This window comes from Flavobacteriales bacterium (assembly GCA_021739695.1).
Taxonomy (GTDB): domain Bacteria; phylum Bacteroidota; class Bacteroidia; order UBA10329; family UBA10329; genus UBA10329.
Genome location: JAIPBM010000045.1, coordinates 1 through 20,312 on the forward strand (window position 1 = coordinate 1; position 20,312 = coordinate 20,312).

Consider the following 20,312-nt stretch of genomic DNA (forward strand, 5'->3'; position numbering starts at 1 on the left):
CGGAAAGACCTTGATCCAATTCCCTATGACAAGAACACTTGATTTGAGCCAATTGGCCGATGGTGTTTACCTCATTCGCACCGCAAGCGGAACGGTAAATCGCATTGTGAAGAATTGAAAATAATGATGGTGGGTTTGAAGGCCTCGGGCGCGAAAGCGTTCGGGGCTTTCTTCTTTAGAGGAAAACGACCGAACCGGTTAAGATCAGTGTTCCGAGTACGAAACCAACATACACCTGCAACGGTGTGTGGGCGTCTAATCTCAATCGCGAATAGCCAACGATTCCGCTTACAACAACAAGCGCCATTACCAATTGGATAGCATCTACTTGGTAGCGGAAAATCAGTCCGATGATGGTACCGACAATGCCGCCCATTCCAAGCATGTGGATGCTCACTTTCCATTTGAGATTGATGACAAAAGCAGTGGCAACAGAGAAGGCCGCGCCCAAAACAAGATTTGGAAAAAGATCTGGCATTGGGGCTTTACTGAACAGGAAAAACGTACTCATATGGAACACAATTGTCGTCAGAAATGGCAATGAACGTTCTTTGGCCGTATGCATATGGAAACTCTCAATCAGCTTGGCGCGATAGAAATAATAGAATACACCGATCGGAAGAATGATCGTATTCAGCAGCGTGACCAGCAGGATGAATTTCTTCACTTCGGGCTGCACCGCATAGGTAATGTAGGTATCTGCATTGAAGAGAATGACCAGCGAATAGAGCGGAACAAAAATGGGTTGGAAAATGACCGAAACGGCCATCGCGAATCTTTTCTCCATCGTTTCCATCACAGTTTCAGTTCAAATTCATCTGCATCATCCAAGGGTCGGAATTTGGAGCGGAAATCATCCAATTCGGCTCTCGAAAGTGTTGCCGTCTCAATGGCTTCTTCGCCTTCGTTGAAAGAACAGATTATCTCGCCTTTCGGACTTAGCACCAGCGAACTTCCATCATATTCAATTCCTTTTCCGTCAGTTCCCGCACGGTTTACACCAACCACGTAGCATTGGTTTTCGTGAGCACGCGCCACCAGCAGACTTCTCCAAGCAGAAGACCGTGCCGCGGGCCAATTGGCTACATAAACCAGCACATCGTATCTATCTGATTTCAGATTTCGGCTGAAGACTGGAAACCGCAGGTCGTAGCACACTTGTGGCATGAATTTCCAACCATCCTTTTCGATGATGTTGCGCTTTTTACCAGCGGTGAAAAACTTGTCTTCATCAGCAAAACTGAAGCGATGACGCTTATCGTACCAGGTAAAACTTCTATCAGGATTGGCCCACAACATGCGGTTGTAGAACTTTCCGCCCGTACCGCCTGTGGTGCATTCTTCACGGATGATGACGCTTCCAGTAATTGTTGCTCCCAATTCAGTTGAAAGGTCGCGAAGCCACGCAACGGTTGGTCCGTCCATTGCTTCGGCCAATTGGCGCACGTTCATGGTAAAACCCGTTGTGAACATCTCTGGTAGCACAATCAAATCCGTTTGTCCTTTCAACGGTTTCAGTTTCTCTTCCCAGAATTTCAGATTCGCAGCCTTGTCTTCCCAAACGAGCGGTTGCTGGCAGATGGTAACTCGAAGATCACTCATAGTTTCATGAGTTTTTCGGCCGCTTTCTCTAGCGTTTCATCCTCTTTCGCGAAGCAGAAACGCAGGAATTTATCTGTGTTTTTCTCATGATAGAAAACAGAAACAGGAATGGACGCCACGCCAACTTCTTTGGTCAAACGAATGGCGTAATCGGTGTCTTTCTCTTCGGATATCTTGGAATAATCGAGCAACTGAAAATAAGTGCCTTCGCTCGGTCTAATTTTAAAATTGGAGCCTTGCAACAAACGCTTGAACGTATCGCGTTTCTCTTGGTAAAAAGCACCTAGCTCCAAGTAATGTTCGCGGTCATCAAGAAACTCAGCCAAGGCGTGTTGCGCTGGTGTGTTCACCGAAAAGACATTGAACTGATGCACTTTCCGGAATTCCTTCATCAATTCTGCTGGCGCCATCACATGACCGATTTTCCAACCTGTGTTGTGGTAGGTTTTCCCGAAAGATGAAACGATAATAGAACGCTCGGCCAACTTCGGGTAGCGCGCCACGCTCTGATGTTCCATCCCATCGAAAATGATGTGCTCGTACACTTCATCGCTCAGAATGATGATGTCGGTGTTGTCGGTCAGCTTTTGCAGCTTCATCATATCGGCAGCGGTCATTACGCGGCCAGATGGATTGTGAGGCGTGTTGATGATGATCATTCGCGTACGCTGATTGATCAAGCGCTTCACCTTTTCCCAGTCAATCAATTCGCCCGAAAGGTTCATTTGAACGTATGCAGGCTTTCCACCATGGATTTCGATGGCCGGAACGTAACAATCGTATGCTGGCTCAAAAATGATGACCTCGTCACCTTCATTCACAAAAGCAGAAATGGCCGTGAAAATGGCCTGCGTGGCGCCTGCTGTCACGGTAATTTCTGTTTCGGGATCGTAGTTGGCAGAATAAAGTTGTTCCACTTTCTCTGCAAGCTTATTGCGCAGCGCTGGAACACCTTGCATGGGCGAATACTGATTCCAACCCTTTCGCATGTAAGCATGCGTGAGCTCAACCAAGCGGTCTGGAATGCTGAAATCGGGAAATCCTTGCGAGAGGTTGACCGCTCCGTGTTCGCGTGCCAAACCGCTCATTACGGTAAAAATGGTGGTGCCTTGCTTGGGCAATTTGGAACGAAGAACGCCTGGGAATTTCATTGGGACGAAGATAGTTGTCTGAATGATCTGTGTTTAAAGATTGCGCCCGCGTTAGGGATTACGGGCAAACCCGTGAGGTGCTACGCAGTTGAAGCGGCATCCTTTTTTTGTTTGCACAAAAAAAGATACAGCGGAAAAGCCCGACCCCGATCTTTCATCGGGGGAACGCCCAAAACCAGCCAATAAATTAAGCGAATCGCGTAGTAGTAAGTGAAAGCAACATACCTTTGTGGCACTTTAACCACATGAGAATTATTATCGCTGGAGCTGGTGATGTTGGGTTTCATCTTGCCAAACTGCTCACTCAAGAAAATCAGGACATTACGCTGATTGATACCGATGCGGAGAAGCTGAAATATGCTTCCGAACATTTGGATATTGCTACGATCAAAGGCAATTCCATTTCCTACTCGATTTTGGAAGAGGCGAATGTTTTCAAAGCTGATCTGGTGATTGCTGCCACCAACTCGGAAGAGACGAATATCAGCACTTGCATTATTGCCAAACATTTGGGTGCCAAACGAACGATTGCGCGCGTTAGGAACACCGAATTTTTGCTGAAACGCGAGAAGTTAGACCTTGAGAAATTAGGGATCGATGAGATCATCAGCACCGAAACCTTGGCTGCCCGAGAGATAAAACGGCTACTGAAAGAAGTGGCTTTTACAGATTCGTTCGAGTTTGATCGTGGCTTGCTGAATTTGGCCGGAATTTCCATTGAAGAGGAAAGTCCGTTGGCAGGAAAAACGGTTTCTGAAGCGGCATATCTGAATCCTGATAATAACTTCCTTACTGTTGCCATTCTGCGACAGAATGAAACGATCATTCCTCGTGGTGACGTGACGTTCCATGTTGGCGACCACGTTTATTTTATTGCCCAGCAAGATGCGATGCATCATATTCTTTCGCTTTCGGGCAAAGAGCGCAAGCGCATTAAAAATGTGATGATTCTTGGTGGCAATGAGGTTGGAATGCACACGGCCAAAAAGTTGAGTCTGAAATTCAACGTAAAGTTGATAGAGGCCGACAAAGAACGTTGCTTCGAGTTGGCCGACCAATTACAAGGAACGCTCATCATCAATGGCAATGGCAGCGATGTGGAATTGTTGGAAGAGGAAGGAATTGACCAGATGGATGCGTTCATTGCAGTAACAGATAACTCCGAAACCAACATCATTTCGTGCCTGGTGGCCAAAAACCACAAGGTGCGAAAGACGATTGCGTTGGTCGAGAATATGGATTACATCCATCTTTCGCAGAATATTGGTGTTGACACGATGATCAACAAAAAGCTGATTGCAGCGAACTTCATTTTCCGTCACATCCGAAAAGGAGAAGTGGTTTCACTTACCAGTTTGCATGGTGTAGATGCTGAGGTTGTGGAGTTTGAGGTGAGCGAAAAATCGCAGGTGGTTGGAAAGGTGCTGAAGAACATCAACTTTCCTAAATCAGCCATTGTTGGTGGCGTTATCCGTAAAAGCAAAAGTTATACGCCTAACGGTGATTTTGTTTTTGAAGCTCTGGATCACGTGGTAGTGGTTGCCCGACCAGAATGCATTCATAAAGTGGAAAGCTATTTCTAGATGACCATTAATTACCGAGTTGTTGCGCATGTTCTAGGATTGCTGTTGTTTTTCAACGGACTTTTCATGCTGCTTTGCATACCTGCATCGCTCTATTACAACATCCACGACATGGTGCCAATGGGCTTATCAGCCTTTGCAACTTTGGGCGTTGGCCTGTCTACATGGGCCTTAACCCGATCTCCTGAAAAACCAAATATCAGGAAACGAGAAGGTTTCCTCATCGTATCCTTAGGATGGATGGTGATGTCTCTTTCGGGCACGTTACCCTACGTTTTGAGCGGCAGCGTGGTCAGTTTTACAGATGCCTTTTTCGAGACGCTTTCAGGCTACACTACCACTGGCGCATCCATCATTACTGACCTTAACGTCATTCCGAAAGACATTCTTTTTTGGCGAAGTATGACCCAATGGATCGGTGGAATGGGAATCATCGTTCTTGCTGTTGCCATTCTTCCAGTACTTGGAATTGGCGGCATGCAGCTGTTCATTGCAGAATCACCAGGTTTAAAACCAGATAAACTTGCCCCAAGGATCAAGGACACGGCCAAACGACTTTGGTTGATCTACGTTGGGTTGACTGCTGCCGAATTCATCCTACTGAAAATTGCAGGAATGAGTTGGTTTGATGCCTTGAATCATGCATTAACAACCATGGCAACAGGTGGCTTCTCCACGTTCAATTCGAGTGCTGCCGAGTTTTCTCCTGCCATTCAATACATCATCACCTTGTTCATGTTCTTGGCCGGAACGAGCTTTACGCTAGCGTATTTCGGGCTAGTTGGAAATTTCAAGAAGGTGCTCGAAAATGAAGAATTCCGTTACTACGCAGGCATCGTTATTCTGGTGTCGTTAGCTGTTTCAGTCGTTGTAGCCAGTGTTAGTGATCTGGATTTTGAACAAGCGTTCCGCGATTCGCTGTTTCAAGTTGTTTCCATCATTACCACAACTGGATTTGTATCGGCAGATTATGCCAGTTGGACTCCGTTCATCACCATGGTTTTCTTCATTCTCATGTTCTTTGGAGGTTCGGCTGGATCAACCGCAGGTGGCGTGAAAATCGTTCGGCACATCATTTTGGTGAAGAACAGTATTCTCGAACTCAAGCGACAATTGCATCCATCAGCCATCATTCCTGTTCGCCTGAATGGACGCGCTGTGGACCAATCCATTACTTACAATGTGGTGGCATTCATCATGACCTACATTATCATATTCGCTGTTGGATCGGTGATCATGACCATGTTTGGCGTAGATCTGCTAACAGCCATGGGTTCGGTTGCCACTTCTTTAGGAAATATCGGTCCTGGAATTGGCGATGTTGGTCCCGTTGACAATTTCGCTTGGCTACCATCGGGTGCCAAATGGTTCTTGGCCATTCTCATGCTTATTGGCCGATTGGAACTCTTCACCGTGCTTATCCTCTTCACTCCGTATTTTTGGAGTAGGCATTGATGAAATTCACAACACAGTTAGCCAAAGACGACAATTCCGACCTGTATCACTGGTTCTTTTCGGTTCCGAATGAGGTTGCTGAACCATTTATTGAGGGAAACGACCGAAGAGTAATTACCAAGGTGAATGGAACAGTCAAATACCATTGCGCTATCTACGGTGATGGTGCAGGTGGTTTCCGCATTCTGCTTAATAGCGAACGCGTAAAAAAACTCAGACTCGTACGTGGCGAAACCATTACTGTTGAATTGGAAAAAGACCGTTCGGAGTATGGAGTTCCAATGAGTGAAGAGCTTCGCGAGGTGCTTGATCAGAATCCGGAAGCAGACGAACTATTTCACAGATTGACCAAAGGCGCACAACGCACCTTGATCTACTGGAGCGATAATGTGAAAAGCTCCGACATCAAGATCAGGCGCGCCATCGTAATGACAGATCACTTGGTAAATCAAGGTGGAAAGCCCGATTTCAAACTGCTGAACGTAGAAATGAAGGAAGCAAATCAGGCTGCCAAACGTTTGTGAGGTCTTATCTTTAGCCACATGGCTTCCAAGAAATTGCCCAACATCAGCCCCGAACTGCGCAAGCAGATATTGGATGAAGACCCAAAGGCTTTCTCAAAAATACTTCCGTCCGTCAAGCACGTTCGTCTGATCGTTCACGAAGTGATTTTCGGTACCGATACCACTTGGGGAAAGCGCTTTGATGTGGTACTGCTTTGGGCCATTTTGTTCAGTCTCGTGGCCATCATGCTCGAAAGCGTGCCTGATATTCGAGAAAAACATGGTGATATTCTCCTCATTCTCGAATGGTTCTTCACGGGCATTTTCACCTTGGAATACCTGATGCGAATTTGGGTGACACACAAACCGAAAGCCTACGTTTTCAGCTTTTTTGGTGTCATCGATTTTTTAGCGGTCATTCCTACCTACATCAGTCTTTTCGTGGCAGGCAGTCACTTCTTGCTTGTTATTCGGGCAATACGGTTGCTGCGCGTTTTCCGGATTCTGAAACTGGTTCGTTATCTTAAAGGAGCACAGCTTATTGGCGCAGGTCTGAACGCCAGCAAAGAGAAGATCTTCGTATTCCTCGCTGCAGTTGTCACCTTAGTGGTCATTCTTGGTACGCTCATGTACATGATAGAAGGTGGCGAGAATGGTTTTGATAGCATTCCGCGCAGCATCTATTGGGCAGTTGTAACGCTTACAACGGTCGGTTATGGCGATATCGCACCGGGAACCATACTTGGGCAGTTTGTAGCTTCATTGATCATGATTCTCGGTTACAGCATCATTGCCGTTCCCACTGGAATTGTGAGCGCAGAAATGAATCGCGCTTCCAAAGATGATTCGCGAGCCTGTTCGCGTTGTGGCGAAACTTCGCACTACGAAAACGCGCGCTTCTGTCATAAATGCGGGGAACGTTTCGTTATTGATACATGATACGTTTCGCGTCTATACTTTTTCTTCTCTGCTTTTCTCTTCTCGCGAGAGCACAAAAACCCGAACCACTTTTCATTGGCGATAAGGCTCCGAACATTCTTGCACTTGATCAATTTGAGAAGCGCGTTTCGCTGAAAGACCAACTCGAAAATGGCCCCGTTATCGTAGTGTTCTATCGAGGGCAATGGTGTCCGCACTGCAACAGGCACATGAGTAATATTCAAGATTCGTTACAGATGATTCTTGCCGCAGGCGCTTCTCTTATTGCCATTACGCCAGAAAAGGGTGAAAGAATTGAAAAGACGGTTGAGAAAAGTGGCGCAACGTTCAGCATCGTTTATGATGAGAACCATCGCATTATGGATGATTATCACGTCACCTTTAAACTCAGCGCTTGGAAACGTTTCATATACGGAATTGCCGGCATCAACATCAACAAAGCAAGTGGAAACAAGGACAGTGCGCTGCCGGTTCCCGCCACCTACATCATTGCCAAAGATGGAACCATTTTCAGTTCACACTTCAACGAGGATTACACGGAAAGAATGCCCATAGAGGATATGCTTGACATACTCGCGAGCATGAAATGATCAGTTCTTCTTCACTACCTGTCTGATGATCACCTTTCCTCCTGTAGATAGATGAAAATAGTAGCGACCTGCAGGCAATTCTGTTCCTAAGAACGTGAGTTTGTGCTGACCTTTCGTGTAAACTTGATTAGCAATAGTTGCCACTTCCTGTCCCAAAATATCGAACACGCGAAGTTCTACTTTGCCGCTTTCCGGTAAGGCCAGGTGGATGGTGATTTCGGCAATGAACGGATTGGGCGCAAAGGCCAATCGTAAAACCGGAACGACTTCCATTATCTGCAAAAGCGGACGGTTCCTCCCAGACTGAAAACTGTTGATCGGAGATTTGATTGTCCGACTGTCCGAACAAATTGAATGCAGAAAACGTAAGCAATCCTGCCAGTTGTAGACCTTTTCCCATGATGTTGACTTTTTCCCATTCTAAATTTAGGTCATTAGTCAATTGAATAGGAGTCACTAACTTGCTTTGTTTTTCGGTTTTGTTGCGAATTCTAGTAATCATATCACTGTTCTGCCTATTTAGCGCAGATCTGGCGCTCGGGCAGATCGCGTGTCCTGCCATGGGGCTAACGCAGGTGAATGTGAACAAAGGCCGCCAACTCAGCGGATTCAACTCTGCGGTGAGGCACGGTAGAAAAAGTGCCAGAATGGGCGATTTTTTCACGGCAAAGAAGAAAGGCGGTGCTGGATTTTCGGGTAAAGATCCGTTTGCATTCAAGACGAAAAAATCAACAAAAAGCAAAGAACATTCAGAATTCAGCACGCGCACGAGCAGGCAGAGATTGTTCCGCGATTATGATGAATTTGCAAGCAGATCAAGCGGCCGAGGTCGTTTTAATGTTAAGGACGAATTTGCATCTCGGAGCACGAAAAAAGGCCGTTTTAGAAGCTACGATGAGTTTGCCACACGCAGTAAACGCAGCAAGCAATTCCGCGATTTTGATGAATTCGCTCACCGAAGTTCAAAACAGAGCCGATCTGACGAAAAGGACGAATTTGCCACTCGCAGCATTCACACAAAACGGGTGAATATCGATTCGCAGTTTGCCGTGCGCTCTACCAGCAAGCGGTTCAGCAAGGGAAAGGAACATAAAGACGAATTCAATTCGAAGAAGAAACGCGTAAAACAAGCACGGTCCGAATACACGCCTTTTGCAAGTTCCACAACGCCATTTGCTGGCCAGAAAAAACATCGCGACCCGCAGCTCGGTCTTTGGGGAGGAACGCTTGGAAATCGATCTGGAAAGGACAGCAGACCAATGTCGCCATTGCCTGAGGCAGAGAAGAAAAAGCCTGATTAGTCTCTTCTCACGTAAAACTTGCTGAAGCCGATTACTTCTATCCTGAAACGGTCATTCCGTTCCATCAATCAGGCAGTTATTTCCTTAATTATCTCTTCGGTTTTACAGAAGATTTCGGCTTTGCTGGAGATTTCGGCTTGTCCGAAGTTTTCGGTTTTATAGACGACTTTGGTTTGGCCGAAGACGTTGGTTTGGCAAATTTGGGCTTGGTAGCTTTTGAAGCTGGGAAGCTTTTAACCTCATCTTTTGTTTTTTCCTCAGAAGGTTCAGCCTTGCCTTTTCCTGCAATCACTTTCAGCATGGAAATCTCCTTGTCTTTCAGAAAGCGCCATTTGCCGCGTGGCAGGTCTTTCTTAGTGAGATTGGCCAAAAGCGCACGGTCAAGTTTTATGACTCCGTAACCGAAATGCTCGAACAAGGGACGCACAAAAGTGTTGCGGCCAGAATGAAACTGAGCGCCAAGCTGCGTTCCGTCTTCAACTTCTTGCACATAATTGACCACATCCGGTTTTACCATACCGAACTCTTCTAGGGTAACTCCGGCCATCATGGTGTCAATGTCCTTTCCTTCCATCGGTTTGTCGAGAAAAACGTGATAGATCTGCTTCACCTTTGTGGTTGGATTGGTCAGTTTTTTTGCCAGATCGCCATCATTGGTAAAAAGAAGCAGACCCGTTGAATCGCGCTCTAAGCGACCAACTGGATAGATACGTTCCTTGCAGGCTTTCTTCACAAGATCCATCACTGTTCTACGGCCTTTTTCGTCCGTTACATTGGAAATGAATCCTTTTGGTTTGTTGAGCAGCACGTAGCGAAGCTCTTCTCCTTGAAGCACTTTTCCTTCAAATTCAACCTTATCATCTAATTGCACCCGAAGGCCCATTTCCCGAACGATCTTGCCATTTACTTTGATCTTTCCGGTAGATATCAATTCATCGGCTTCGCGCCTTGAGCAAACGCCCGCTTTGGCCACATACTGATTCAGCCTTGGCAGCGTACTTTTCTTTTCCTCTCCTTCAGGTCGTTTTTTGCCTTTTCCGCCAAGCGGTGCTTTGCCCGATGTTGGTCTAGGCGCAAATCTTCCCGTTGATGGACGTTCTGGGCGTTCGGGGCGTTTGTCTTCTTCTGTTGGCTTGGCTCTAAATGCTTTGAATGGTGTTTCCTTAGAACCACGGCCAGCGGCACTATCATCACGATTCTTTTTGCCGAATGGCTTTTTTCCTTGATCTCTCATTGTGCGAGCAAAGATAGATTAGGCAAGTGGATAGAACGCGTCTTCTATATGATCGAGTTTTGCTTGCGCAGAAGTAGCAACAACAGATATCACATCGAAGCGTGCTTCGAGTTCCAACTCGTGCTGTTGCAGAAAATCGTTGGCGGCTTGAATGATTCGTTTTTGCTTGCTGATGGAGACGGCTTGGCTCGGATCTCCGAAATAATCTGTTGACCGTGTTTTTACCTCCACAAACACGATGGTTTCTCCAATTCTAGCTACAATATCGAGTTCGTTTCGGCCGCTGCGCCAATTCTCAGCCAAAATGGAATAGCCTTTTTTCTGTAGCAATGCTACCGCGAGGTTCTCCCCTTTCTCTCCGAGTTGGTTGTGTTGGGCCATGGCGATTCAATATCCAAATTTTGTGTGGATTGACAAGAATGCAAACGTTTGCGGATCGGGTCGGAGCTGGCAGGTTGCGTGCGTTAGGGATGGAAGCGGCATCCTTTTTTCATTCACTTGTGCTTCGAGAACCTCAGCGCCCGTTTTGAAAAAAGATAGAGCGGACAGCCCGACCCCGATTTTTCATCGGGGGACCGCCCAAAACAATATTTAGCCTTTTGGGAAACTTTTGGGGCGCGTATCTCGTAAGCCGCCCATCTGTAACAGGAAACGCACAAAAAATAATCTCATGCGAATTCAGAAATTGTTGGCCGCTGGCCTATTGACCATAGCATCTTTTGGTGTTTTTGCCCAGGGTTTTGAGGGCTCCATTTATTTTACCAAATCGAACATGATGGACGTGACGCAATACGCGTATCATGTGAAAGGAAACATGGTTCGGATTGACGAAATGGTGGAAGGAAGCGACAAATTGGTGGCCACGCTTTTGGTTGATCTGGAAAAAGGTGAAATGATCGCTTTGAGCCACGAACGGAACTTGTATATGAACCGTCCGAGTAAGATGGACAGCGACAAACCGCTAACGGGTTTTGAAGTGATTGAAGGTCAGTTGGAGCGTTCTATTCACAGCATGAACTGTTCTCAGTATCGTGTGAAGAACAAGGCTGCAGATCGCGAAGTGATGTATTGGGTAACAGAGGGCGATTATTCATTTTTCCCGAAGCTGTTGAAGATCTTGGCCCGAAAGGATAACTTCTCTACTTACTATCTGGAAATGCCTGATCTGGACAAAAAACTTCCGCTAATGGCGCAGGAAAACACGCTTCTGAGAGAGAAGAAAGGTTTCTTGCAAGTAGATAAGATTGAGAAGAAAAAGCTTGACGATGCGTTATTCAAGATTCCAGCGAACTTCGAAAAGGTAGAACGCTAATTACGATACGTATTGGAACTGTGAGCCGCTGTCCGTTATTCGGATAGCGGCTTTTTTGCCTAAAATAAGTGCGCGATTATCGTCAATGTGCCCTGCAGGGAAGTTGAAACAGACGGGATAATTGTATTCTTCCACCGCTTCGCGAATAATCTCTTCGGCCGTTTTTCCGAATGGAATCGTATTGTCTCGCATATCGCTCATGCCACCAACGATGAGACCTTTCAGATCTGCCAGTTTTCCGCTTCGCTTGAGGTTCATCATCATGCGATCGATGTGGTACATGTATTCGTCCAGATCTTCGAGAAACAGGATTTTTCCGTTTGGGTTGATGTCTGATTTCGAACCAAGAATGGAATAAAGTACAGAGAGATTTCCGCCCACAATTTCCCCTTCCATTTCGCCTTTCCTGTTGAGTGGATGTGACGGAAAACTGTAGCTAGGAAGTTCGCCTTTCAGCGAATTGATAAGCGTGGTTATCTGCACGTGGTCTTCTGGCAGCGCCTTCATGCTCAAGGGCATTGAACTGTGCAACGTGGCAACGCCAAAATTCTGGTTGATATGCGCATGCAGCACGGTAATGTCGCTGAATCCGCAGAGCCATTTCGGATGCTTGACGAATTCCGAGAAATCGAGTTTATCGATGATGCGCACCGTTCCGTAACCGCCACGCGCGCAGAGAATGGCGTTGATGTCGGGATCATCCAACATGCGTTGCATATCAGCAGCTCGGTCATCGTCACTTCCCGAATACTGATTTTCGGCTCCGAACATGCGTTGCCCAGTGCGAACTGTGAAACCTGCATCAGCCAACACGCCAATGGTCGGTTCTACTTCTTCCCATGTGAGTTTTCGTGCTGTAGCGACTATTCCAATAGTGCTTCCGGGTTTGAGAAATGGAGGTTCGATCATGCCGTGGTTGAATGCTATCTTTGCGCCCTCAAAATAAACGCTTTGACTGCATACAAACGACATCTCATTACAGCCGCATTGCCTTACGCCAACGGCCCCATCCATTTGGGTCATTTGGCGGGCGCTTATCTGCCATCCGACATCTACGTTCGGTACATGCGATTGAAGCGCGAAGATGTGTTGTTCGTTTGCGGTTCGGACGAACACGGAGCGGCTATCACTATCCGTGCGAAAAAAGAAGGCGTTTCCCCACAGGAAATCGTAGATCGATATGATGCGATGTGTAAGAAGTCTTTTGCCGAATTCGGCATCGATTTCGACATCTATCATCGCACTTCTTCGGAGTTGCATAAGGAAACGGCCTCCAACTATTTCTTGGAATTGCTGGAAAAAGAAGCGTTTGAAGTGCGCGAAAGCGAGCAGTATTTTGATGAGGAAGCTCAGCAATTTTTGGCCGACCGATACATCACGGGAACGTGTCCGAAATGTGCGAACGATAGCGCTTATGGCGATCAGTGCGAGAAATGTGGAAGTGCACTCAGCCCAACAGATCTTATCAATCCGAAATCGACCTTAAGTGGAAATCCACCTGTTCTGCGAACCACTACGCACTGGTATTTGCCGATGCAAGACCACGAAAAGTGGTTGAAGGAGTGGATAAACGAAGGAACGCTTGACGGCAAACCGCATCACAACCCGAAAGACTGGAAAAACCACGTGGTCGGGCAATGCAATTCGTGGATTGATGGCGGATTGCAGCCGCGCGCCATGACCCGCGACCTTGATTGGGGTGTACCTGTCCCTGTTGAAGGTGCCGAAGGAAAAGTGCTATATGTATGGTTGGATGCCCCCATCGGCTACATCAGTGCCACCAAGCAATGGGCGGCCGATAACGGCAAGAATTGGGAGGATTACTGGAAGAAGGAGGAAACCAGATTGGTTCACTTCATCGGCAAGGACAACATCGTTTTCCATTGCATCATCTTCCCCATTCTGCTGAAAGCACATGGCGAATACATTCTGCCTGAGAACGTTCCTGCGAACGAATTCCTGAACCTGGAAGGGCAGAAACTTTCCACCTCACGAAACTGGGCGGTCTGGTTGCACGAATATTTGGAGGAATATCCAGACAGGATTGATGCGTTGCGTTACGTCATCACATCCATTCTCCCTGAGAACAAAGACAGCGAATTCACGTGGAAGGATTTTCAAGCTAGGAACAATAACGAGCTGGTCGCCATTTTGGGCAACTTCGTGAACCGTGCTGTGGTGCTAACGCACAAGTATTTCGATGGAAAAGTTCCAACCGCAGATTTCGACCAAGATGTTCTGAATGAAGTGACTTCTCATTATGAGAAAGTCGCCAGCAACCTTGATAAATTCAGCTTCCGCCAAGCATTGGCCGATGCCATGAATGTGGCTCGCATCGGCAACAAATACTTGGCTGATAATGAGCCTTGGAAAACCATCAAAACCGATGAGGTTGCTGCCCAAAAGGTCATTTCAACCTCATTGGTCATAGCTGAACATTTGAAGAACGTGATTGCTCCATTCCTTCCGAATACCTCGGAAAAGCTGGCGCATATTCTGAATGTTTCTGCTTCAAATTGGAGTGCTGAAAGCACGATTTCCGCAGGTCATCAATTGAACGCAGCCGAATTGCTTTTCACCAAGTTTGAGGATGAAGAGGTAGAAAAACAAGTGGAGAAACTGAAGCAGGCTTCGGCAGCTACACAAACCGTCACCTTGGAACCAGCCAAACCTGAAACCACGTTTGAAGACTTTCAGAAACTTGACATTCGAATTGCCACGATCATCGAAGCAGAGAAAGTCGCCAAGACCAAGAAACTCCTCAAACTGAAGGTTGACACAGGATTTGATCAACGAACAGTTGTTTCGGGCATTGCCGAATTCTATTCTCCAGAAGAGATCATCGGAAAACAAGTTTGCTTACTTGCCAATCTTGCGCCACGAGCCATTAAAGGAATTGAAAGCCAAGGAATGATTCTGATGGCTGAAAGTCCGGACGGGAAGCTATCTTTTGTACTGCCGAACCAAGCAGTTGTAAACGGCAGTTCGATAAGTTAGATCTGCCTATTTTTGCCGCGCCTTTGGCAATGGCCCCGTAGTTCAATGGATAGAATAGAAGTTTCCTAAACTTTTGATAGCAGTTCGATTCTGCTCGGGGCTACCAAACCGGACAACTCCAATTTTTCATGGATTGTCCGGTTTTCTTTTTCCCTGAAACCCTTGTCAATACTGAGACACAGAGCGACTGCTTGATTGATTTTCGGGGTTCGACATTTTTTTCCGTCAAACTCGATCATTTCAGGAAATATCGAACTCAACAAGCGAATCTTAGCCTCAGCATCCGCCTTTTTGTACCCTTGACCAAGGCTCTCAATGGTTGAGACGGCTTTTTCAATAAGATTCGTCTTGTCAGATGCATCTTCACGAAACTTCCGAAGTTCGTTTTGAGCCTCTTGTTTTGCTTGTGAATAACGTGACCGCATGGTCATGTAGTCATCCGTAGAGATCACATTATCGGCTAAATTATCCTGTAGTCTTTCTATTCTTTCTTCTTGTTTGGATATGATTTCCTGAAGCTTTTTAATCTCCACCTTTTTTGATTTAACATCGCCGTTCAACAAGCGCTTAACAATTTCCTCAAAAATCTCCTTGCTTGACCGAGAGAACCTCATACTATCAAGTATTTCTGTGATGGCGTCATTTACCATCTCTGTCCGATACCGCTCCTGATGACAATGATTACAGTGGTAATAGGCATAGCGTGTTCCCATCTTTCCTCTTGAGTGACTACCTGTCAACTTCTCGCCACACGATGAGCATTTCAATATTCCGCGTAGGGGAAGCACTTCGTTCTGAATGGACGATGAGACCCGCTTTTTCGGCTGGTTTCCGCTAAGCACCTCCTGAACTTTGAAATACAGTTCTTCGGAAATAAGTCCATCATGATTGCCTTCAATGATCTTGTGAGGTTCATTGTCGAATGCTGGGACCTCAATCTTCCCGATGTACATTGGATTACGAAGCAATTCCGACAATCTGCTTCTACTGATCGGTGTTCCTTTTTTGCTTAATGCCTTCACCACATCGACCTGGGCCGTGCCTTTAGCGACCTGTTCAAAGGCCCACCTGACACTCTCCGACATTTGATTTGGAACGATAATGGGGTTGTTGTTCTCGTCACGGGTGTTCCGATACCCGAACGGAGCGGGTCGACACCATCGTCCGGCTTTAAGCGCTGCACGCATCCCTCCTCGTACTTTGATTGACCTCCTATCATTATCAACCTCAGGTATAGTGAGGTACATGGCAAGGATCAATTTATTCTCTGGAATGGATAGGTCAATTGGCTGCTCGATGGCAAGCACAGTTATGCCCAATTTCTTCAATTGCCTGATAACTGCATATGCATCTTCCATGTTCCTTGAGAACCTGTCCCAAGAAGTGAACAACAACTCGTCTATTTTCCCTTTGTTCCTTTTTGCATATTCAAGGAATTGAATGAACGCAGGACGATTGAAGTCCTTGGCTGAGTGATCTTCCTTAAAAGAATAGACCACTTCCATGTTATTATACGCACAGTATTTCTCCAACGCATCAATCTGTATATCTAGGCTATATCCCTTTGCCTGTTCGTCACTTGATACACGGGACATGATGGCTACGCGCTTTCTCATCTTCGTTGTTTTTCAGGTTAGTAATAGTAATTGTTGCCACTTCTGTGAGAAAATCGATCATCGACTTCAATTCGTCATCAGTGTATTTCTTTTCCGTTTCACTTAATAGTTCTCTGCATTCTTTTAGGGTTAACATTATCAATCACGATGCATCCTGCTCTGTTTTTCCAGTAGCCAGATACGTGTATCAATAGGTCTGATGCGTTCAGTACCATCATTTCAATTTTACTTTTCTAGTGTTTTCACAATGAACGATCTTTCCATGTTGGGTTTTGATTGTGATATCCTGATAACCATCGTTGAGTATCAGTTCCAACAGACGGGCTTCCCTCTCAAGTTTCTGACCTTTCTTGATCTCTAAAAGGTCCATCTCATGGTTCTTATCAAACCTTACAACGACAGAAATCAATTCATCTTCCCGAAGCGCCTGAAGTACATTTGCTTCCTCATCCGATATGATCATCAGTTGACCGTGCAGGATATCGACATCCGAAAGCACCAACACTTCGGATAATACTTCACTGAGACTTATGCTCACGAAGGATCTAGAGAATAGCCCCGTGATTTCGTCCTTGTCATATACCCCATCGTGTAACATCAGCGGATTGAAGACGATACCCTTACCCTGATGATCAATTAAAAAGGAAAAAGGGGTCTGAAAGAACAAGGAATGGATGATGAACAGTTCCAACAGATTCCCAGAGGCGACCTCTTTAGTGAACAAGGCTTCAACGACTGTTTTACGATCTACCCGTTCCAAAAACTGTTTAAATCGTTGAGTATCCTCTTTGATTCCATCCATATCCTTTACCATCTCGAAAAGACGTGACGGATTGAACTCCTCCATGTGATCGGATAATGAACCGACCATGAGGTCATCTTTGAACGCTTTGATCACCGAAAGAGGAAAATTGTACTCGCGCATCTTCTCAATGAACTTAACCCAAACGAATTCCGTCAACGAGAAACGATGCATCCTGTTTGCTTCCGGTTTGACCATCAAAAGGTCCTTCCTATTCCAATCAGTCAAGATCTTTGGATGAATTCCCGTATCGATGACTCGGTATGGTCGATCCTCCAATCTCACTTTGAGTTCCGGTAGATCTACAGTGGATGAAACAATCCTATTTAGAATTGACGAAAAGGTCATAAAGTGAATGTTGTCTGCCATCGATATTACATGTTATAACCCAAAAGTATTATAAAGTTTTTCGTCTCTCAAAAAAAAGTACTGCATTTGGTCGACCGAAAAGAAGTAGTACCAATTGACGGCAGGTGGAAATCAGAAAGCATGGTCATTGTATAAATCTGCTTGACCGATCAGTTCCGGACCGGGCGCTCCGGGCCGAACGATAAAGCCTTCCGAAAAGCACATACGCATCTAAACCTTCGCTACTAACTCTATGTCAAATTTTAGAACCTGTCCATTTTTTCAACCGAACAGCATCAAAAGATTGAAAAGAGAACAGCCTTTTGTTGCCAGAATTGAATTCAAGTATCAACGCTGGGGATTCTCTAAAAAGTCAACTGAATCGAAGCGAAATATGTGATTACCAGTGGTAAAAATCTGAACGACCAAAAAACGGGAACTGGGAAGCAAGTGAAAATACAATTAGATTCATTCATAAATCCAACGGTACCAGTGCTGGATTCCCGAAGCGGATTTGAAGCGAAAGATGTCATTACCAGTGTCTAAAGGCTCTACGACCAAAAAACACGAACACTGGTAACCAGTGAAAATACAATCAGATCATTTATAAATCCAACGGCACCAGTGCCGGATTCCCAAAGCTCATTGAATGTCCTGATCGCATACGACACTGCTCAGAATAGCATCATGCCAGAATTTGACGCGGTCGGCCCGGGCCGGAGCATTGAACTTTGCAGGAACAACGGTTTCTCAAGATCTGGCTTCAAATCCCAACACTGGTGTTCATATGAAATGTAAACGGATTTGAAGCAAAATTTGTCATTACCAGTGTCATGACGCTACAATCGAAAAACATAAGCACTGGTAACCAGTGAAAACACAATCAGATCTCTCTAAAACTCAACCGTACCAGTGCCGGATTTCCGAAGCTCATTGAATGTCCTGATCGCATACGACACTGGTCAGAACAATATAATGCCAGAATTTGACGCGGTCGGCCCGGGCCGGAGCATTGAACTTTGCAGAAAGATCGGTTTCTCAAGATCCGGCTTCAAATTCCAACACTGGTGTTCATATGAAATGTAAGCGGATTTGAAGCGAAATATGTCATTACCAGTGTCTAAAGGCTCTACGACCAAAAAACACGAACACTGGTAACCAGTGAAAACACAATCAGATCACTCTAAAACTCGACCGTACCAGTGCCGGATTTCCGAAGCTCATTGAATCTCCTGATCGCATACGACACTGGTCAGAACGATATAATGCCAGAATTTGATGCGGTCGGCCCGGGCCGGGCCGAATTTGATACGATTGTTCCGCATTATCTGATTCTCTGTCTAAAACCCACGTTCCGGACGATTATCGACCGCTATTATATTCGGAGGGATTGTCCGAGAATACTGGACGGATCAAGTTGTAGTCCGAACAATGTTGTTTTTTCTTAAATTCATCTTCTGATGGAACATGTGACCGTATTATTCAAACGCGAGCAGCATCGCAACACCGATGTTCTCAGTATGTATATGCCTCAAAATGCTGGACTGAATGAAGTTGCCAAGAAGCTTGGTGGAACTTACAGCAGTAGCAAGAAAATGTGGTGGCTACCTTGGAGCAAGCAGATAACCAACACCGCTTTTAGGGCCTTTAAGGGCAAGGCAACGGTTGATTATTCTGCGCTGCGCGTAGAGAAAAAAGAGAAAAATGAAGAAAAGGAAAAAGGTGGTGTTTCGCTGAGGAACGAAGCGCCTCCTATAGCTACAAACGAGCCCCTTCGTAGCTCAGGGAAACAAGAAGGTGATAAGAAGAAGGTAAATTGGACCAAGTCTCAGCTTGATGCCATGTGGGCCATGGCCGACCTGATGAAATTGAGACGCTACAGCCCACGTAGTTTTGATATGTACGGCTACCGTTTCAAACAGTTTTTGGCCGCACACCCCAAGCAAGACCCAGACAGCATAAGCCCCGAGCAGATAAGGCAATATGTGCTTAAACTGGTGCAGCAGAAGAACTATGCCGCCAAAACCCAGAAACAACTGGTGGCAGGCATCCAATTCTATTACACAAAAGTGCTTAGGCGTCCGAAAGAACAATATGATATTCCTACACCACGAAAGGAATATAAACTACCCGTGGTGGCCAGCGAAGAGGAGATTGTACGGATGTTGGTGGCTGCCAATAACCTAAAGCACCAGTGCATTATCGGGCTGATATACAGTGCCGGGCTGCGCAGGGCAGAACTCACAGGCATGCGGATAGTGGATATCGATTTCGACCGCAAGCAAGTAATGATACGCGGAGGAAAAGGAAAGAAAGACCGCCTTAGCCTGCTTAGCGACCGCATAGCCATTGCCCTACAGAAGTACATAAGAGAATATCAGCCCACCTATTGGCTCTTTGAAGGAAGGAACAGAACCCAATATTCGGGCGAGAATATCGGTGCCATCGTTTCTAAAGCGCGCAAAACGGCTGGCATTCAAAAGAGCATATCGCCCCATGTGCTTCGGCATAGTTTTGCTACCCACTTAATGGATAAGGGAACAGATACGCGCTACATTCAAAAACTACTGGGCCATGCAAGCCTAAAGACCACTGCGATATACGCTCATGTCAGTACAAAAGACTTGAACAAGATAGTAAGCCCTTTAGACCGTATTTTTAATGATAGAGAGCTGAAAAACAATAAATTAGCAGCACCAACTCGAAAGGCGGATATGAATGGTATAACTGATATCCCCTAGTTGTGGTTAATACTAAAGAGCATGAAACAAACCTTAACTCTAATTTGCATCGTTTGCCCATTTTTTCTGTTTGCTCAGACGGCAAACCACTTTGAAAATGAAAGTTCAAGGTGGTTTGTAGCCGAATCTTACGGAAAT

General features: G+C 45.9%; 19 protein-coding genes, 1 tRNA gene and 1 pseudogene. 10 read left to right on the forward strand and 11 right to left on the reverse strand.

Going from position 1 to position 20,312, the window contains the following annotated elements:
- Window positions 1-175: 175 nt before the first annotated feature.
- Genes K9J17_17970 through K9J17_17980 form a run of 3 tightly spaced genes read right to left on the reverse strand, consistent with a single transcriptional unit; the run spans window position 176 to window position 2,753 of the window.
- A complete protein-coding gene (locus K9J17_17970; protein MCF8278621.1) occupies window positions 176-787 on the reverse strand; it encodes a phosphatase PAP2 family protein in 612 nt (203 codons plus the stop codon).
- Between the two features lie 8 nt (window positions 788-795).
- A complete protein-coding gene (locus K9J17_17975) occupies window positions 796-1,602 on the reverse strand; it encodes an amidohydrolase (protein MCF8278622.1) in 807 nt (268 codons plus the stop codon).
- Window positions 1,599-2,753 carry a methionine aminotransferase gene (locus K9J17_17980; GenBank protein MCF8278623.1) on the reverse strand — a complete coding sequence of 385 codons (1,155 nt, stop codon included), beginning with the start codon at window positions 2,751-2,753 and terminating at the stop codon, window positions 1,599-1,601. The genes K9J17_17975 and K9J17_17980 overlap by 4 nt, the downstream gene beginning before the upstream one ends.
- A gap of 245 nt (window positions 2,754-2,998) precedes the next feature.
- On the opposite strand from K9J17_17980, the gene trkA reads away from it, so the two are divergent.
- The 5 genes from trkA to K9J17_18005 are packed head-to-tail and all read left to right on the forward strand — an operon-like array spanning window position 2,999 to window position 7,823.
- Complete coding sequence (gene trkA, locus K9J17_17985; protein ID MCF8278624.1) at window positions 2,999-4,336, forward strand: Trk system potassium transporter TrkA; 1,338 nt, start codon at window positions 2,999-3,001, stop codon at window positions 4,334-4,336.
- Entirely contained in the window at window positions 4,337-5,791 is a 1,455-nt protein-coding gene (locus tag K9J17_17990) for a TrkH family potassium uptake protein (GenBank protein ID MCF8278625.1), read from the forward strand. It abuts the gene before it with no gap.
- Window positions 5,791-6,315, forward strand: coding sequence for a YdeI/OmpD-associated family protein (locus K9J17_17995; GenBank protein MCF8278626.1), 525 nt, complete (start codon window positions 5,791-5,793; stop codon window positions 6,313-6,315). The genes K9J17_17990 and K9J17_17995 overlap by 1 nt, the downstream gene beginning before the upstream one ends.
- 18 nt (window positions 6,316-6,333) lie before the next feature.
- Window positions 6,334-7,233 (forward strand): ion transporter, encoded by a 900-nt coding sequence (locus tag K9J17_18000; protein MCF8278627.1) that lies wholly within the window; start codon window positions 6,334-6,336, stop codon window positions 7,231-7,233.
- Window positions 7,230-7,823, forward strand: a complete 594-nt coding sequence (locus tag K9J17_18005; protein ID MCF8278628.1) for an AhpC/TSA family protein — start codon at window positions 7,230-7,232, stop codon at window positions 7,821-7,823. The genes K9J17_18000 and K9J17_18005 overlap by 4 nt, the downstream gene beginning before the upstream one ends.
- Here K9J17_18005 and K9J17_18010 read toward each other — a convergent pair whose 3' ends face one another.
- Entirely contained in the window at window positions 7,824-8,096 is a 273-nt protein-coding gene (locus K9J17_18010; protein MCF8278629.1) for a T9SS type A sorting domain-containing protein, read from the reverse strand.
- Between the two features lie 209 nt (window positions 8,097-8,305).
- On the opposite strand from K9J17_18010, the gene K9J17_18015 reads away from it, so the two are divergent.
- Window positions 8,306-9,124 (forward strand): hypothetical protein, encoded by an 819-nt coding sequence (locus K9J17_18015; protein ID MCF8278630.1) that lies wholly within the window; start codon window positions 8,306-8,308, stop codon window positions 9,122-9,124.
- An 88-nt stretch (window positions 9,125-9,212) separates the two neighbouring features.
- Here K9J17_18015 and K9J17_18020 read toward each other — a convergent pair whose 3' ends face one another.
- On the reverse strand, window positions 9,213-10,358 hold the full coding sequence (locus tag K9J17_18020; protein MCF8278631.1) for a pseudouridine synthase: 1,146 nt from the start codon (window positions 10,356-10,358) through the stop codon (window positions 9,213-9,215).
- Between the two features lie 18 nt (window positions 10,359-10,376).
- On the reverse strand, window positions 10,377-10,739 hold the full coding sequence (locus K9J17_18025) for a YraN family protein (protein ID MCF8278632.1): 363 nt from the start codon (window positions 10,737-10,739) through the stop codon (window positions 10,377-10,379).
- 289 nt (window positions 10,740-11,028) lie between these two features.
- Here K9J17_18025 and K9J17_18030 point away from each other — a divergent pair, with 289 nt between their 5' ends.
- Window positions 11,029-11,670 carry a DUF4412 domain-containing protein gene (locus tag K9J17_18030; GenBank protein ID MCF8278633.1) on the forward strand — a complete coding sequence of 214 codons (642 nt, stop codon included), beginning with the start codon at window positions 11,029-11,031 and terminating at the stop codon, window positions 11,668-11,670.
- Here the strand turns inward: K9J17_18030 and K9J17_18035 are convergent, their stop codons facing one another.
- Window positions 11,671-12,579 (reverse strand): LD-carboxypeptidase, encoded by a 909-nt coding sequence (locus K9J17_18035; protein ID MCF8278634.1) that lies wholly within the window; start codon window positions 12,577-12,579, stop codon window positions 11,671-11,673.
- Between the two features lie 42 nt (window positions 12,580-12,621).
- Here K9J17_18035 and metG point away from each other — a divergent pair, with 42 nt between their 5' ends.
- Window positions 12,622-14,667 carry a methionine--tRNA ligase gene (gene metG, locus K9J17_18040; GenBank protein MCF8278635.1) on the forward strand — a complete coding sequence of 682 codons (2,046 nt, stop codon included), beginning with the start codon at window positions 12,622-12,624 and terminating at the stop codon, window positions 14,665-14,667.
- A gap of 31 nt (window positions 14,668-14,698) precedes the next feature.
- A tRNA-Arg gene (locus K9J17_18045) sits at window positions 14,699-14,773 on the forward strand.
- Here K9J17_18045 and K9J17_18050 read toward each other — a convergent pair.
- The 4 genes and pseudogenes from K9J17_18050 to K9J17_18065 form a co-directional block, all read right to left on the reverse strand.
- Window positions 14,733-15,614 (reverse strand): recombinase family protein, encoded by an 882-nt coding sequence (locus K9J17_18050; protein MCF8278636.1) that lies wholly within the window; start codon window positions 15,612-15,614, stop codon window positions 14,733-14,735. The two genes, K9J17_18045 and K9J17_18050, sit on opposite strands and share 41 nt — an antisense overlap.
- Window positions 15,615-15,824: 210 nt before the next feature.
- A pseudogene (locus K9J17_18055) lies at window positions 15,825-16,283 on the reverse strand (recombinase family protein).
- Complete coding sequence (locus K9J17_18060; protein MCF8278637.1) at window positions 16,243-16,419, reverse strand: hypothetical protein; 177 nt, start codon at window positions 16,417-16,419, stop codon at window positions 16,243-16,245. Before K9J17_18060 ends, K9J17_18055 begins: the two are co-directional and overlap by 41 nt.
- Before the next feature lie 78 nt (window positions 16,420-16,497).
- A complete protein-coding gene (locus K9J17_18065) occupies window positions 16,498-17,454 on the reverse strand; it encodes a hypothetical protein (GenBank protein MCF8278638.1) in 957 nt (318 codons plus the stop codon).
- A gap of 1,439 nt (window positions 17,455-18,893) precedes the next feature.
- On the opposite strand from K9J17_18065, the gene K9J17_18070 reads away from it, so the two are divergent.
- Window positions 18,894-20,174, forward strand: a complete 1,281-nt coding sequence (locus K9J17_18070; GenBank protein MCF8278639.1) for a site-specific integrase — start codon at window positions 18,894-18,896, stop codon at window positions 20,172-20,174.
- Window positions 20,175-20,312: the final 138 nt, after the last annotated feature.

Excerpts from the sequence above, each read along its gene's own strand:
- K9J17_17970 (MCF8278621.1), bottom strand. The coding sequence starts at position 787 with ATGGAGAAAAGATTCGCGATGGCCGTTTCGGTCATTTTCCAACCCATT.
- K9J17_17975 (MCF8278622.1), bottom strand. The coding sequence starts at position 1,602 with ATGAGTGATCTTCGAGTTACCATCTGCCAGCAACCGCTCGTTTGGGAA.
- K9J17_17980 (MCF8278623.1), bottom strand. The coding sequence starts at position 2,753 with ATGAAATTCCCAGGCGTTCTTCGTTCCAAATTGCCCAAGCAAGGCACC.
- trkA (MCF8278624.1), top strand. The coding sequence starts at position 2,999 with ATGAGAATTATTATCGCTGGAGCTGGTGATGTTGGGTTTCATCTTGCC.
- K9J17_17990 (MCF8278625.1), top strand. The coding sequence starts at position 4,337 with ATGACCATTAATTACCGAGTTGTTGCGCATGTTCTAGGATTGCTGTTG.
- K9J17_17995 (MCF8278626.1), top strand. The coding sequence starts at position 5,791 with ATGAAATTCACAACACAGTTAGCCAAAGACGACAATTCCGACCTGTAT.
- K9J17_18000 (MCF8278627.1), top strand. The coding sequence starts at position 6,334 with ATGGCTTCCAAGAAATTGCCCAACATCAGCCCCGAACTGCGCAAGCAG.
- K9J17_18005 (MCF8278628.1), top strand. The coding sequence starts at position 7,230 with ATGATACGTTTCGCGTCTATACTTTTTCTTCTCTGCTTTTCTCTTCTC.
- K9J17_18010 (MCF8278629.1), bottom strand. The coding sequence starts at position 8,096 with ATGGAAGTCGTTCCGGTTTTACGATTGGCCTTTGCGCCCAATCCGTTC.
- K9J17_18020 (MCF8278631.1), bottom strand. The coding sequence starts at position 10,358 with ATGAGAGATCAAGGAAAAAAGCCATTCGGCAAAAAGAATCGTGATGAT.
- K9J17_18025 (MCF8278632.1), bottom strand. The coding sequence starts at position 10,739 with ATGGCCCAACACAACCAACTCGGAGAGAAAGGGGAGAACCTCGCGGTA.
- K9J17_18030 (MCF8278633.1), top strand. The coding sequence starts at position 11,029 with ATGCGAATTCAGAAATTGTTGGCCGCTGGCCTATTGACCATAGCATCT.
- K9J17_18035 (MCF8278634.1), bottom strand. The coding sequence starts at position 12,579 with ATGATCGAACCTCCATTTCTCAAACCCGGAAGCACTATTGGAATAGTC.
- K9J17_18060 (MCF8278637.1), bottom strand. The coding sequence starts at position 16,419 with ATGTTAACCCTAAAAGAATGCAGAGAACTATTAAGTGAAACGGAAAAG.
- K9J17_18065 (MCF8278638.1), bottom strand. The coding sequence starts at position 17,454 with ATGGCAGACAACATTCACTTTATGACCTTTTCGTCAATTCTAAATAGG.
- K9J17_18070 (MCF8278639.1), top strand. The coding sequence starts at position 18,894 with ATGGAACATGTGACCGTATTATTCAAACGCGAGCAGCATCGCAACACC.